Source organism: Acidovorax sp. SRB_24 (assembly GCF_012931925.1).
On the sequence record NZ_MWOM01000077.1, the window covers coordinates 1 to 12,965 of the forward strand.

The 12,965-nt window shown below is 68.5% G+C and carries 14 protein-coding genes; 5 read left to right on the top strand and 9 right to left on the bottom strand.

Annotated elements, in window-relative coordinates; genetic code table 11:
* Positions 1-243: NAD-binding protein (locus B2J89_RS18410; protein ID WP_205763891.1), on the bottom strand; the 243-nt coding region annotated here is incomplete at its 3' end.
* Positions 244-290: 47 nt separating this feature from the next.
* Between B2J89_RS18410 and B2J89_RS18415 the strand changes: the two genes are divergently transcribed.
* Positions 291-1,349 carry a CDP-6-deoxy-delta-3,4-glucoseen reductase gene (locus tag B2J89_RS18415; RefSeq protein ID WP_169170403.1) on the top strand — a complete coding sequence of 353 codons (1,059 nt, stop codon included), beginning with the start codon at positions 291-293 and terminating at the stop codon, positions 1,347-1,349.
* 92 nt (positions 1,350-1,441) lie between these two features.
* Complete coding sequence (locus tag B2J89_RS18420) at positions 1,442-2,413, top strand: tripartite tricarboxylate transporter substrate binding protein (RefSeq protein WP_169170404.1); 972 nt, start codon at positions 1,442-1,444, stop codon at positions 2,411-2,413.
* A gap of 112 nt (positions 2,414-2,525) precedes the next feature.
* On the opposite strand, the gene folK is transcribed toward B2J89_RS18420, so the two are convergent.
* From folK to hda, 4 genes are all read right to left on the bottom strand, one after another.
* Positions 2,526-3,008, bottom strand: coding sequence for a 2-amino-4-hydroxy-6-hydroxymethyldihydropteridine diphosphokinase (gene folK / locus B2J89_RS18425; protein ID WP_169170405.1), 483 nt, complete (start codon positions 3,006-3,008; stop codon positions 2,526-2,528).
* A gap of 35 nt (positions 3,009-3,043) precedes the next feature.
* Entirely contained in the window at positions 3,044-4,651 is a 1,608-nt protein-coding gene (gene pcnB, locus B2J89_RS18430) for a polynucleotide adenylyltransferase PcnB (protein ID WP_169170406.1), read from the bottom strand.
* Between the two features lie 63 nt (positions 4,652-4,714).
* On the bottom strand, positions 4,715-5,404 hold the full coding sequence (locus tag B2J89_RS18435; RefSeq protein WP_169170407.1) for an HAD family phosphatase: 690 nt from the start codon (positions 5,402-5,404) through the stop codon (positions 4,715-4,717).
* 41 nt (positions 5,405-5,445) lie between these two features.
* Positions 5,446-6,135, bottom strand: coding sequence for a DnaA regulatory inactivator Hda (gene hda / locus B2J89_RS18440; RefSeq protein WP_169170408.1), 690 nt, complete (start codon positions 6,133-6,135; stop codon positions 5,446-5,448).
* A gap of 181 nt (positions 6,136-6,316) precedes the next feature.
* Between hda and purM the strand changes: the two genes are divergently transcribed.
* Together purM and B2J89_RS18450 are read left to right on the top strand one after the other, a co-directional pair.
* The gene (purM, locus tag B2J89_RS18445) at positions 6,317-7,369 is read left to right on the top strand and encodes a phosphoribosylformylglycinamidine cyclo-ligase (protein WP_169170409.1); all 1,053 of its coding nucleotides are present in this window, start codon (positions 6,317-6,319) and stop codon (positions 7,367-7,369) included.
* Positions 7,370-7,383: 14 nt separating this feature from the next.
* A complete protein-coding gene (locus B2J89_RS18450; RefSeq protein ID WP_169170410.1) occupies positions 7,384-8,436 on the top strand; it encodes an AI-2E family transporter in 1,053 nt (350 codons plus the stop codon).
* Between the two features lie 127 nt (positions 8,437-8,563).
* Here the strand turns inward: B2J89_RS18450 and B2J89_RS18455 are convergent, their stop codons facing one another.
* From B2J89_RS18455 to murJ, 4 genes are all read right to left on the bottom strand, one after another.
* Positions 8,564-9,391 carry a PA2778 family cysteine peptidase gene (locus B2J89_RS18455; protein WP_205763892.1) on the bottom strand — a complete coding sequence of 276 codons (828 nt, stop codon included), beginning with the start codon at positions 9,389-9,391 and terminating at the stop codon, positions 8,564-8,566.
* A 122-nt stretch (positions 9,392-9,513) separates the two neighbouring features.
* Positions 9,514-9,903 carry a PA2779 family protein gene (locus tag B2J89_RS18460; RefSeq protein ID WP_169170412.1) on the bottom strand — a complete coding sequence of 130 codons (390 nt, stop codon included), beginning with the start codon at positions 9,901-9,903 and terminating at the stop codon, positions 9,514-9,516.
* A gap of 136 nt (positions 9,904-10,039) precedes the next feature.
* Positions 10,040-10,888 carry a SirB1 family protein gene (locus B2J89_RS18465; protein WP_169170413.1) on the bottom strand — a complete coding sequence of 283 codons (849 nt, stop codon included), beginning with the start codon at positions 10,886-10,888 and terminating at the stop codon, positions 10,040-10,042.
* Between the two features lie 57 nt (positions 10,889-10,945).
* A complete protein-coding gene (gene murJ / locus B2J89_RS18470) occupies positions 10,946-12,511 on the bottom strand; it encodes a murein biosynthesis integral membrane protein MurJ (RefSeq protein WP_169170414.1) in 1,566 nt (521 codons plus the stop codon).
* Between the two features lie 167 nt (positions 12,512-12,678).
* On the opposite strand from murJ, the gene rpsT reads away from it, so the two are divergent.
* A partial coding sequence (rpsT, locus tag B2J89_RS18475; protein WP_169170419.1) for a 30S ribosomal protein S20 occupies positions 12,679-12,965 on the top strand: 287 nt, incomplete at its 3' end.

Here is a 12,965-nt window from a genome sequence, read left to right on the forward strand (position 1 = left end):
CCGGCGCAGCGTGGCACGGTCGTCCAGGTTGCCGGGCAGCGGCGTGATGCCCAGCGCGCGCAGCGGCGCCACCCGCTCGGGGCTGGAGGTGAGTGCCAGCACGCGCACGCGCGGGCGGCCCGCGGCCGGCCCGTGCAGGTCGCGCGCCACGCGCAGGCCGATGTCGCCACAGCCCACGATGAGCAGGCGCTGGCGCCGAAAGCGCGCTGGCAGGGCGCCGAGGGGGTTTTGGTTTGAAGGCAAAATTGCAGGCTTGGCCAGTAATCAGAACAAGCAAGGATACCCAAGACATGACCGATGCCGCGACCGCGAGCGCCCCTTTCCAGATCACTGTGCAGCCCAGCGGGCGCACTTTTGCGGCCACCGCGGGCGAAGCCATGCTGGCCGCTGCCATCCGCGCGGGTGTGGGCCTGCCCTACGGCTGCAAGGACGGCGCCTGCGGCTCGTGCAAGTGCAAGAAGCTCGACGGCACGGTGGTGCATGGCGAGCACCAGGCCAAGGCACTCAGCGCCGAGGAAGAGGCCGCAGGCTTCGTGCTCACCTGCTGCGGCGTTGCGCAATCCGACGTGGTGCTGGAGTCGCGCCAGGTCACCGATGAAAGCGCCTACCCGATCAAGAAAATGCCGGTGCGCGTGGCCGCGCTCGAGAAAAAGTCGCACGATGTGATGCAGGTGCGGCTTCAGCTTCCGGCGGCCGATACCTTCCGCTACCACGCCGGCCAGTACGTCGAATTCTTGCTGCAGGGCGGAGTGCGCCGCGCCTATTCGATGGCCAATGCGCCCCACACCCAGGCCGAGGCCCCCGGCCTGGAGCTGCACATCCGCCACATGTCCGGCGGAAAGTTCACCGAGCATGTGTTTGGCGCACTGAAGGAAAAGGAAATCCTGCGCATCGAAGGCCCCTATGGCAGTTTCTTCCTGCGCGAGGACAGCGACAAGCCCATCGTGCTGCTGGCCTCGGGCACGGGCTTTGCGCCCATCAAGGCCTTGCTCGAACACATGCAGTTCAAGGGCATCACGCGCCCCGCCACGCTGTACTGGGGCGGCCGGCGCCCGGCAGACCTGTACATGGACACCTGGGTGCGCGAGCGCCTGGCTGCCATGCCGAACCTCGCCTACGTGCCCGTGGTGTCCGACGCGCTGCCCGACGACCATTGGCATGGCCGCACCGGCTTCGTGCACCAGGCCGTACTCGACGACTTTGCCGACCTCTCGGGCCACCAGGTCTATGCCTGCGGCGCGCCCATCGTGGTCGAGTCCGCGCGCGACGCCTACAGCGCCCAGCGCTGCCTGCCGCCCGAGGAGTTCTTTGCCGACGCATTCACGTCCGAAGCCGACAAACACCCGTAGGCTGCTGCGCCAACCGCTGCGTTGCCGCAAGAATCCTGCAAACCAGTCCCCAAACCCACGCCAAGCGCAATTTTTTTGCACAATGGAGGGCTATGAACCGCAGAAACCTCCTCCTTACCACCCTCGCCACGGCCGCCGCCCTGGCCTCTCCCCTGGCCCAGGCGCAAGACGCGCCCATCCGCCTGATCGTGCCTTACGCCCCCGGCGGACCGCTCGATGTCACGGCCCGCGCGCTGGCGGAGCGCGTGCGCGACTCGCTCGGCACGGTCATCATTGACAACAAGGGCGGCGCAGGGGGCAACATCGGTGCCGACGCCGTCGCCAAGGCCGCACCCGATGGCATGACCATCGGCATCGCCGCCACCGCCACGCACGCCGTCAACCCCTGGCTCTACAGCCGCATGCCCTATGACGCGGCCAAGGATTTCGCAGGCATCACGCAAATGGTGCGCGTGCCCAACGTGCTGGTCATCAATGCCGACAAGGCCGAACGCCTGAAGATCCATTCGGTGGCCGACCTGATCGCCTATGCCAAGGCCAACCCCGCCAAGCTCAACTATGGCAGCGGCGGCAACGGCAGCGCGGGCCACCTGGCGGGCGAGCTGTTCAAGCAGCGCGCCGGCATATTTGCACTGCACATTCCCTACCGCGGCGGCAACCCGGCGCAGCTGGCGCTGCTGGCCGGCGAGGTGGACTTCAACATCGACAACCTGGCAACCGCGGCGCCCAACATCCGCGCCGGCAAACTCAAGGCCCTGGCCGTGACCTCGCTGCAGGCCAGCCCCGCGCTGCCCGGCGTGCCGCCGCTGTCGAGCACCTTCCCAGGCTTCGCGATCGACACCTGGTGGGGCCTGGTCGCACCGGCCGGCACGCCCAAGCCTGTGATCGACAAACTCAACAAGGCCTTTGTCGCGGCGCTCCATGCGCCCGAAACCAAGACCCGCTTTGCCTCCCTGCTGGCCGAGCCGGTGGCCACCACGCCCGAACAGTTCGACGCCTTCATGGCGGCCGAGCGCAGCAAGTACCAAAAGTTGGTGAAGGCCTCGGGCGCAACGGTGGACTGATCCCCGCCGCCAGCGGTGTCCGGCCCCATCCTGGCCGGGCACACCAAATATGCATAAAAAATGCTTCTAACGCTTACCTATCAAGCGTTGGAAGCTATTTTTTTAATAGCGTCTACCAGGCAGCATCGAGGCGCTCGATGTGCTGCCACGCCACCGCCTGCAGCGCTTCCGCCGCCACGTGCTGCGGCGCAATTTCGGCCAGCGGCAGCAGCACGAAGGCGCGCTCGTGCAGGCGCGGGTGCGGCGCGGTGAGCGTGGGGGTCTCGATGGGCGCGTCGCCAAACAAGAGAATGTCCAGGTCGAGTGTGCGCGGCGCATTGCGGTAGGGGCGCTCGCGCCCTGCCGCCTGCTCGATGGCCTGCAACCCTTCCAGCAAGGCCTGCGGCGCCAGCGTGGTGGCGATCTCGGCCACGGCATTGAGGTAGTCCGGCCCACCCGCGCCGACCGGTGCGCTGCGGTAGAGCGACGAAACGCGCAGCACGCGCGTGCCGGGCAAGGCCGCGATGGCCGCCAGGGCCGCACGCAGCGCAGCGGCGCGCTCGCCGAGGTTGGCGCCCAGCCCAATCCACGCAGGCGTGGCGTGTGCCGGAATCATGTGTGCGATGGCGGAGGCGAGGACCGCGCCACCGCTCAGTCGTGGTCCGCAGCAGGCGCGGCGCTGCTGCGCTGGCCTTCACCTGGGCCGCCGCCCTCGCCGCCACCGGGCTTGCGCCGGCGCCGGCGGCGCTTCTTGGGCGCACCGTCGTCGGCGCCTTCGCCGCCGAAGGGCTGCTCTGCCAGCTGGGTCTGCGCAACAGCGGGCGCGGCGGCGGGCGCCGCGCGTGGCACGCGCCGCACCACGGGCTGGGCGCGGGTGCGGCTCTTTTGCTCCTCGCGCGCCTGTTCCATGAGGTCGTAGCGGCGGTTTTCGTCGGCGGTGCTGTACTCCTGCCACCAGCTGGCCAAGGCCTCATCGACCTCGCCGACATCGGCGCGCAGGCGCATGAAATCAAAGCCTGCGCGAAAGCGCAGCTGCGCCACCATGCTCTCGGGCACGCGGCCGGCGCGCTTTTCAAAGCGCGGCTGCATGACCCAGATCTCGCGCATGTCGGCGGCGAGCTTGCCGCGCCCGGACACATCGCCGATGCGCTTGTCGAACACCTCGTCGATGGCCTCCTGCAGCGCCGGCAGCGGGTGCTGGCGTTCGTTGAGGCGCCGCTCCCAGCCGCTCTTGACGTCCTGCCACAGCACGCAGGCGAGCAGGAAGCTTGGCGCCACCGGCTTGCCTTCGCCCACGCGGCGGTCGGTGTCGGTGAGGGCCGCGCGCACGAAGTCGGTGTCGGCGCGCTCGACCACCACGTCGAGCAGCGGATAGATGCCGCGAGAGAGGCCCAGTTTTTTGAGCTGCTCGATGGTGGCGATGGCGTGGCCGGTCTGCAGCAGCTTGAGCATCTCGTCGAACATGCGGCTCTGCGGCACGTCGGCCAGCAGCTGCTGCGACTCTACCAGCGGCGCCGCCGTCTTGGCGTCGAGCGTGAAACCGAGCTTGCTGAGCTTGGCGACAAAGCGCACAGCGCGGATGATGCGCACCGGGTCTTCGCGGTAGCGCGTGGCCGGGTCGCCGATCATGCGCAGCGTCTTCTTCTTGGCGTCCTGAATGCCCTTGTGGTAGTCGACCACGATCTGCGTCTCGGGGTCGTAGTACATGGCGTTCAGGGTGAAGTCGCGCCGCGTGGCGTCTTCGTCCTGCGGGCCCCAGACGTTGTCGCGCAGCACGCGGCCGCTGGCATCCACCGCGTGCGTCATGCCGGCCAGCGCATTGCGGCTGGTCTTTTCGTTGCCGCTGACCTGCTCGGCGGCGGCGTTGTCCATGTAGGCGCGGAACGTCGAGACCTCGATCACCTCATTCTCGCGGCCGCGCCCGTGCACCACGTGCACGATGCGAAAGCGCCGGCCGATGATGAAGGCGCGGCGGAACAGGCCCTTGACCTGCTCGGGCGTGGCATTGGTGGCGACGTCGAAATCCTTGGGGCGCAGGCCCAGCAGCAGGTCGCGCACCGCGCCGCCGACGATGTAGGCCTCGAAGCCCGCTTGCTGCAGCGTGCGCACCACGTCCACGGCGCGGCGGTCCACGCGCTCGGGGTCGATGCCGTGCACCGAAGCGGGCACTTCCTCGCGCTTGCCGAACTGTGGCATGCGTGCTTTGCGGGCGCCCGGTTTGGCTTTGCCCAGCAGTTTGTCGATGAACGTCTTGATCATGAATTCTTGTGATTGGATGGAGGCCGCCGCGCCAGCCCTGCTGCCGGCAGCGCCCTCCTCGGACTAAAACAGGTCCAGTATGCGCCAGCCGCGCTGCGCGGCCAGCGCGCGCAGGCGCACATCGGGGTTGGTGGCCACGGGCTCGTCGACCTTCTCCAGCAGCGGCAGGTCGTTGAGCGAATCGCTGTAGAACGTGCTGTGCACATTGCCCCAGCCCAGCTGGCGCGCCGCCAGCCACTGCTCCATGCGCGTGACCTTGCCGGCACGCATGGACGGGACGCCGGAAATCGCGCCGGTGAACCAGCCGTCGGTGCCCCGCTCGAGCTGCACCGCCAGCAATTCGGGCACGCCCAGCGCCTGGGCGATCGGCGCGGTGACGAACTCGTTGGTGGCGGTGACGATGACCACCATGTCGCCCGCCTGCTGGTGCTGGCGCAGCAGGGCCAGCGCCTGCGGGCGGATGGCCGGTTCCACCACCTCGCGCATGAACCGGGCATGTGCCTGGGCCGCCGCTTCAGGGCCGCGCAGGCGCGCGGCGTCGATGGCAAAGCGCACATAGTCGTGCACGTCGAGCGTGCCGGCCTGGTAATGGGCAAAGAACTCGGCGTTGCGGCGGCTGAATTCGGCCGGGTCGTTCCAGCCGATGCGCGTGGTGAACTCGCCCCACTCGTAGTCGGAGTCGATGGGCAGCAGCGTGTGGTCGAGGTCGAACAGCGCCAGCCGGGGGCGGGATGCCGGGGGGTCAGGGTTCATGCGGTACGGAAAAAAGCGGTCAAAAAAGCGCACACAGGGCATCACTCGGAATCGAGCATGTCCTTGAGCAGCGGAATGGTGATGGCGCGCCGGGTGCGCAGCGCGTAGCTGTCGAGCTGTTCGAGCAGCTGCATGAGGCTGCCCAGGTCGCGCGAGAAGCGCCGCAGCATGTAGTCCATCACCTCGTCGCCGAGGAAGACGCCACGCGCGTCGGCCTGCTGGCGCAGCACAGCGCGCAGCTCGCTCTCGCCAAGCCTCTGCAGCTGGAACACATGGCCCCAGCCCAGGCGGCTGCGCAGGTCCTCGCGCAGCGGCAGGTCGGCCGGCGGCAGGCTGCCGGCGGCCAGCACCCAGCGCTGCACGCCATTGGCCGGGCTCATGGCGTTGATGAACCAGTTGAACGCCACGTTCTGCTGCGAGGTGCTGTAGAGGTGCACGTCGTCGAGGATGACGGCGGTCCATTTTTCGTCGAAGGCCGGGGCGTACTTGCTCGTGGCATCGCGCCAGCCCACGCTCGCCCCGTGATCTCGCAGCGCCTCGCGCACGGCCTTGAGCAGGTGCGACTTGCCGCTGCCCGACTCGCCCCAGAGGTAGGTCGGCACCGGCGCGTGGTCGGCGGCGCTGCCCACGGCGTGCTGCAGGTGCTGCAGCGCGGCGGTGTTGGGCCCGGCAAAAAAGCGCTCCAGCGTGGGAACGGGCGCAAGGCCGATGTCCAGGGCAAGCTGCTTCATGGCGGCGACCCGCCTGCGCGTGCGCAGGTGCAGCGGGGTGTGGCAAAACGTGGCATGTGGCGGTGGGCTGGTCGGCTGGGCGGTGTGGGGATGGGGCGGCACCGGGGGGCGCAGCGCGCGCAACCCGTAGAATCTGCGCAAATTTTAGTCTGCTGGCGCGCTGGTCCGCGCCACCCCTGCCATGAGCTCCTCTGCCCACACCCCTACCCCCCTTTCGTACAAAGACGCCGGCGTTGACATCGACGCGGGCGACGCCTTGGTTGAACGCATCAAGCCGCTGGCCAAAAAGACCATGCGCGAGGGCGTGATGGCCGGCATCGGCGGCTTCGGCGCGCTGTTCGAGGTGCCCAAGCGCTACAAGGAACCCGTGCTGGTGTCCGGCACCGACGGCGTGGGCACCAAGCTCAAGCTGGCGTTCGAATGGAACATGCACGACACCGTGGGCATCGATCTGGTCGCCATGAGCGTCAACGACGTGCTGGTGCAGGGTGCCGAGCCGCTGTTCTTCCTCGACTACTTCGCCTGCGGCAAGCTCGATGTGGACACGGCAGCGGCCGTCGTCGGCGGCATCGCCACTGGCTGCGAATTGAGCGGCTGCGCGCTGATCGGCGGGGAAACGGCGGAAATGCCCGGCATGTACCCCGCTGGCGAATACGACCTGGCCGGCTTTGCCGTCGGTGCGGTCGAAAAATCCAAGATCCTCGCGGGCCAGAACGTGCAGGTGGGCGACGTGGTGCTGGGCCTGGCCAGCAGCGGCGTGCACTCCAACGGCTTTTCGCTCGTGCGCAAGTGCATCGAACGCGCCGAGGCCGCCCAGGCGGTACCCGCCACGCTCGACGGCAAACCCTTCAAGCAGGCCATCATGGAGCCCACGCGCCTCTACGTGAAGAACGTGCTGGCCGCGTTGGCCGCGCACCCCATCAAGGCGCTGGCCCACATCACGGGCGGCGGTCTGCTGGAGAACATCCCGCGCGTGCTGCCCGAAGGCATGGCGGCGCACCTGGCCAAGGGCAGCTGGCCCCAGACCGAACTGTTTGCCTGGCTGCAGAAAACCGCTGGCATTGACGACATCGAGATGAACCGCACCTTCAACAACGGCATTGGCATGGTGGTGGTGGTCGATGCCGCCCACGCAGAGGCCACCGCGGCGATGCTGCGCGCAGCCGGTGAGCAAGTGCACACCATCGGCGCCATTGCGCCGCGCGGTGACGGCGCCGCCGTCGTGGTCGCCTGACACCGCAGCGCGCAATGGGGATGCCTGCGGCGCCCGTGTCGGCCCCGTCCGCGCCGCTGGGCGTGCGGGTGGCCAGTTATGCGTTGATGGCCGGCGCGCTGTGGCTGCTGCTGGGGCATGGGCTGCTGCCAGGCCTGTTGTTCGCCTGCCTGGGCTTTCTCGTCACGCGCTGGCTGGCCTGGCAGTTCGCGCGGCTGGGGCGCCGCAAGCCGCTGACGCCCCTGCTGCTGCGCTGGGCCCAGATCTGCGCGGCAGCGCTGGTCATGCTGGCACCGCTGGCCTTGTTGATGCTCGGCCTGTCGCATTCGCGCGGCTACATCACCGAGGCGCCGCAGCAGTACCGCGAGCTGCTCGATTACCTGGCGCGCACAGTGCTTGAGCTGCGCCTGAAGCTGCCGTCCGACATCGCGGCCCTGCTGCCCGAGGGCGCGGCCGAGATCCAGAAAACCCTCGCCAGCTACCTCGCGGCCAAGGCCGGCACGCTGGCGGTGGCAGGCCGGGCCTGGCTCGGCGGTCTGCTCCACGCCTACGTGGGCCTGCTGATCGGCGCGCTGGCCGCGGTGCGCCCCGTGGCGTCTGCTCACCGGCCGCTGGCGCAGCAGCTGCACCTGCGCATCACCCGCTTTGGCGACGCCTTCCGCCAGATCGTGGCCGCGCAATTCTGGATCGCCGCTTTCAACACCGCGCTCACCGCCGTGTTCCTGCTGGGTGTGCTGCCGCTGTGGGACCTGCACCTGCCCTACTCGCCGGCCTTGATCACGCTCACGTTTGTGGCGGGATTGGTGCCCATCGTCGGCAACCTGGTGTGCAACGCGGTCATCACCCTGGTAGGCCTGTCCGTGTCGCCCGCAGCCGCGGTCGCCTGCCTGGGTTTCCTGATCCTGATCCACAAGGCCGAATACGTGATCAACGCCAAAGTGGTGGGCCAGCGCACCCACATGGGCGTGTGGGAGCTGCTCGCGGTGATGTTCGTGGCCGAGGCGGTCTTTGGCCCGGCCGGGCTGGTGGCGGCGCCACTGTTCTATGCGTACCTGAAAAAAGAGTTGTTCGCCGCGCGGCTGGTGTAGCGGCCCTTTCGCCGATGTGATTCAAAAATCATAGCTTCTAACGCTTACTGCATAAGCGTTACAAGCCGATTTCCTGCAAAAGCATGGAATCGGGCCGGCGTGCACTCGGCAGCGCACACAACGCTCTTCACCGCGCCCTGATTTTTTGCTGCAGTTCCTGGTACTGGGCCAGGCGAGGCCCGCCCAGCGCCACGGCGCGCTCGATCGCAGCGCGGGCCGCACGCCGCTGGCCCATCTCCAGCCGCACTTGCGCCAGATTGTTCCACGCGTCGGCAAAGTTGGGGTGCACCCGCGTGGCCAGTGCATAGGCCTCCGCAGCGCGCGCCCGCTCGCGCAGCGCATACGCCGCATTGCCCGCCCCGAGCAGGCTGGCCCGCTGGTCCGGCCACCGGGCCAGCGCCGTGGCATAGGCCGTCTGCGCGGCACGCGGATGAACGCGCTCGAGCGCCGCCGCGGCCGTCGCCCAGGTCTCGGCCTCGACCGTCACCGGCAGACGATCGGGCTTCACCGCACGCATCGCCCAGTACCCGGAACGCGCCCAGGTGTGCTCGAACGTGGACAGCGCCATCACCATGCGCTCGGTCACGCCGGAATGCAGCACGACCTCGTTGCGCTCGCGGGCGTAGCCGATCACCACCGCGTAATGCCACCGGGGTGCGATCGGCAGCGACAGGTTCTGCAGGATCAGCACCGGCTGCCCGGCCGCCACTTCCTGTAGCAGGTCCTGCAGGCGCGGCGCCAGCGGATAGGCCACCAGACCCTGCCGGCGCGTGGCCGCGAGCATTTCCTGCTGCAGCGCGCCCTGGCGTCCCGGCACATAGACCTGCTCGGTCAGCTCGCCAGGTGTCACCCGCACGCCCGCAGCCTGCGCCACCATGGCCAGCGAGGCCGGGCCGCACAGGTGGTCCTCCTGCGCAAAAAATGGCACGCCCTTGAGCAGCACGGCAGGCGGCAAGGCCGGTGGCCAGTGCTGGTCCAGAGCGCTGAGTTGTGGCGAGGCGCACCCCGACAGCAGCAGCGCCCAAAGCAAAACCCCCGCCGCAGCGGGGGTCCTCCAGCCAGCGCGGCGAAGCGGCATCAGCGCACCGAGCGGGTGAACGGGAACACCTTGGTCAGCCCGAGGATGTCCGTGATCAGCAGGACGATGAAGACCGTGAACACCACCCCGAGGACATCACCGCCCGCTGGCGCCTGGTCCACGCGCGAGGCCAACTGCGCCACCTCCGCGTCGGACATGGCCTGCACGCGCGCCATGGCGGCGTCGGCACTCACGCCCTGGCCCTGCAGGGCGGTGCGCACATCGTCACGGGCCAGGAAGGTGCTGACCCGATCGCGGTCGGAGCCCGATGCGGAGGCCGCCAGCACCTGGTCGGTGCCCACGATGGCAGCCTGCGCCGTGAGCGGCAGGCCCGACAAGCTCAATCCGGCCACCAGGCAAGAAACCACCACACGTTTGAATGCACGCATCTAGACCCCCATTGAGTATGTTTTTTGAAGCACTGCACCCTGATGGTGCAACGCACAGCGGGCAATTTACCGATGGGATATCACACCGTCAACGCGCCTTACAAACCCACACACGAAGCCTCAGACGGTCACATTTTCAGCCCGCCGTGCGCCGCAGCTCGGCCACGCGCTCGGCAATGCCGCCGCTGTCCATTTCTGCCTCCGCATGGGCCAGGTAGGTCTCCAAATCCTTGACCGCCTGCGCCGAGTGGCCCTGCTCGGCATGGGCCAGGCCCCGGTCGCGCCACTCGCCCCAGGCTTCGGGCAAGAGCACCACCAGGCGGTCCTGCACGGCCACCAGGCGCTGCCAGTCCTGCTGGGAGCGGTGCACCTCCTTGAGGTTGCGCAGCATGCGCGCAATGATGTCGCGCGGCGTCGCCGCCTGCAGGTACAGGCCCATGGGCACCTCGTCGCCGCTCATGCCAGCGCTGCGCTGGTAGGGCTCCAGCCGCTCGGACAGCTCTTCGCGCGAAAGCGACTGGCCGGTGAACGGATCGATCAGCACCTGCCCTTTGGGCAGCAGTGCCTTGACCATGAAATGCCCCGGAAACGCCACGCCGCGCACATGCAATCCCATGCCCTGGGCCAACTCCATCCACAGCACGCCCAGGGAGATCGGGATGCCGCGCCGGGTGCGCAGCACGGCGTTGAGGTAGCTGTTTTCGGGGTCGTAATAGTTGTTCACGTTGCCGCCGAAGCCCAGGTCGCCGAAGAAGAACTGGTTCAGCGTGCGCAGACGCTGCAGCGCCGGGGCATCGGCGGCCAGGCGGCGCTGCAGGCGCGCCTGCAGCTGGTCGAGGTCGCCCAGCAGCTGCTGCACGTCGAGTGCGGGGTATTCGTCCTGGGCGATGCTGGCGGCCGCCTCGAACAGCGGGAACTGCTCGTCGCTTTGCACCAGCGCGGCAAAGTACTCCAGCGGGGTGGGAACGGCAAAGCTCGGCAACATGAAAGCGTTGTAAAGGGCAGGCCGCTGCGCGTCAAGCCGCTCCCCGAAAAACCCCGATCAGCGCCGCAGCGTGTCGCGCAGCTGCAGGCCCGCCACCCGCAACACCGCGAAATACACCCCCGCGGCGGCGCACAGCATCAGCGCCAGCAGCCCCACGCGCTGCGCGCGGTGCGCGCGCAGCGCGATCCAGTCGAAGTGCTGCGCGCCCCACAGCAGGAACACCGCCAGCAAGGCGCTGGCGGCTGCCACCTGCAGAGAGAACAGCACCCAGCCCGGCTGTGGCTGGTAGCTGCCGCGCTGCAGCAGCCCCCACAGCAGCCATCCGGCATTGACCAGCGCTCCCAATCCGATGGACAGGGCCAGGCCGGCGTGCGCCAGCCGCGGCACCAGGGCCAGGTTCAGCAGCTGGGTCACGACCAGCACCACCACCGCAATGCGCACCGGCGTGCGGATGTCCTGGCGGGCGTAGTAGCCCGGCGCCAGCACCTTGATCGCCACCAGGCCCACCAGGCCGGCGCCATAGCCGGCCAGGGCCAGCGCGATCTGCCCCACGTCGCTGTCCTTGAGCGCGCCATAGTGGAACAGGGTGGCCACCAGCGGCTGCGCAAAGGCCAGCAAGCCCACGGCGCAGGGCACGGACAGCAGCACGACGATGCGCAGGCCCCAGTCGAGCATGGCGGAATACCTGCGCGCGTCGCCGGCGGCGTTGGCCGCCGACAGCTGCGGCGTGAGCACCACGCCCAGCGCCACGCCGAGCAGCGCGGTGGGGAACTCCATCAGCCGGTCGGCATAGAACAGCCAGGTCACGCTGCCCGGCGTTAGGTACGACGCAATCTGCGTGTTGATCATCAGCGAGATCTGCGCGACGCCCACGCCCAGCAAGGCTGGCGCCATCAGGCGCAGGATGCGCCGCACGTCGGCGTCGGCCCAGGCCGCGCGCAACGCAGCAAGGTTCAGGCCGATGCGCGGCAGCAGGCCCAGGCGCAGCAGCGCCGGCACCTGCACCGCCAGCTGCAGCATACCGCCCGCCATCACGCCGCCGGCCATCGCATAGATGGGCTCGATGCCGCGCGCGGCCAGCAGCGGTGCGCCCAGCCAGGCGGCGGCGATCATGCACAGGTTCAGCAGCACGGGCGTGGCGGCCGGCACGGCAAAGCGCTTCCAGGTATTGAGCACGCCGGCGGCCAGCGCCACCATCGACATGAAGCCGATGTACGGGAACATCCAGCGCGTCATGACCACGGCCGCGTCAAAGCTCTCGGCGCTCTGGCGCAGGCCGCTGGCCAGCAGCCAGACCAGCAGCGGCGCGCCCAACACGCCGGCCACGCAGGTCACCAGCAGCGCCCACGCCAGCACCGTGGCCACGTGGCTGATGAGCTGGCGCGTGGCGTCCTCGCCGTGCTGGGCCTTGGCGGCGGCCAGCACCGGCACAAAGGCCTGGCTGAAGGCCCCTTCGGCGAACAGGCGGCGAAACAGGTTGGGGATGCGGAAGGCGACGTTGAACGCGTCGGTCAGCGCGTTGGCGCCGAACATCGACGCCATGATCAGGTCGCGCGCCAGGCCCGTGACACGCGATGCCAGGGTCAGAACGGAAACAACGGAGGCGGCTTTGAGCAGTGACACCGCGCCGAGTGTATGCGCTGGCCTCTGGGGTGCAGGCGGCCTGCCGGGCGTTGTTGCGCCTTTTTACCTTCCCGCGCGCCGCCGCGGGGGCGGCAAGGCCGAAAGACGGCCTACGCTATAATCTCCGGCTTTGCTGGCATCATCCTCAGACACAAGGAACCTACATCATGGCATCTGCTAAACCCAAGAAAAAGAACCCGCGCCTGGCTTCGGGCCGCAAACGCGTCCGCCAGGACACGAAGCTCAACGCCGCGAACACCTCACTGCGCTCCAAATACCGCACCGCCGTCAAGAACGTTGAAAAAGCCGTTCTGACCGGCGACAAGACCAAGGCGACCGAACTGTTCGCCAAGATGCAAGCCGTGGTGGACACCATTGCGGACAAGGGCATCTTCCACAAGAACAAGGCCGCTCGCGACAAGAGCCGCCTGTCCGCCAAGGTGAAAGCCTTGGC

What these genes read in the sequence shown, in the direction of transcription:
- B2J89_RS18415 (WP_169170403.1), top strand. Translation starts at nt 291, where the DNA reads ATGACCGATGCCGCGACCGCGAGCGCCCCTTTCCAGATCACTGTGCAG.
- B2J89_RS18420 (WP_169170404.1), top strand. Translation starts at nt 1,442, where the DNA reads ATGAACCGCAGAAACCTCCTCCTTACCACCCTCGCCACGGCCGCCGCC.
- folK (WP_169170405.1), bottom strand. Translation starts at nt 3,008, where the DNA reads ATGATTCCGGCACACGCCACGCCTGCGTGGATTGGGCTGGGCGCCAAC.
- pcnB (WP_169170406.1), bottom strand. Translation starts at nt 4,651, where the DNA reads ATGATCAAGACGTTCATCGACAAACTGCTGGGCAAAGCCAAACCGGGC.
- B2J89_RS18435 (WP_169170407.1), bottom strand. Translation starts at nt 5,404, where the DNA reads ATGAACCCTGACCCCCCGGCATCCCGCCCCCGGCTGGCGCTGTTCGAC.
- hda (WP_169170408.1), bottom strand. Translation starts at nt 6,135, where the DNA reads ATGAAGCAGCTTGCCCTGGACATCGGCCTTGCGCCCGTTCCCACGCTG.
- purM (WP_169170409.1), top strand. Translation starts at nt 6,317, where the DNA reads ATGAGCTCCTCTGCCCACACCCCTACCCCCCTTTCGTACAAAGACGCC.
- B2J89_RS18450 (WP_169170410.1), top strand. Translation starts at nt 7,384, where the DNA reads ATGGGGATGCCTGCGGCGCCCGTGTCGGCCCCGTCCGCGCCGCTGGGC.
- B2J89_RS18460 (WP_169170412.1), bottom strand. Translation starts at nt 9,903, where the DNA reads ATGCGTGCATTCAAACGTGTGGTGGTTTCTTGCCTGGTGGCCGGATTG.
- B2J89_RS18465 (WP_169170413.1), bottom strand. Translation starts at nt 10,888, where the DNA reads ATGTTGCCGAGCTTTGCCGTTCCCACCCCGCTGGAGTACTTTGCCGCG.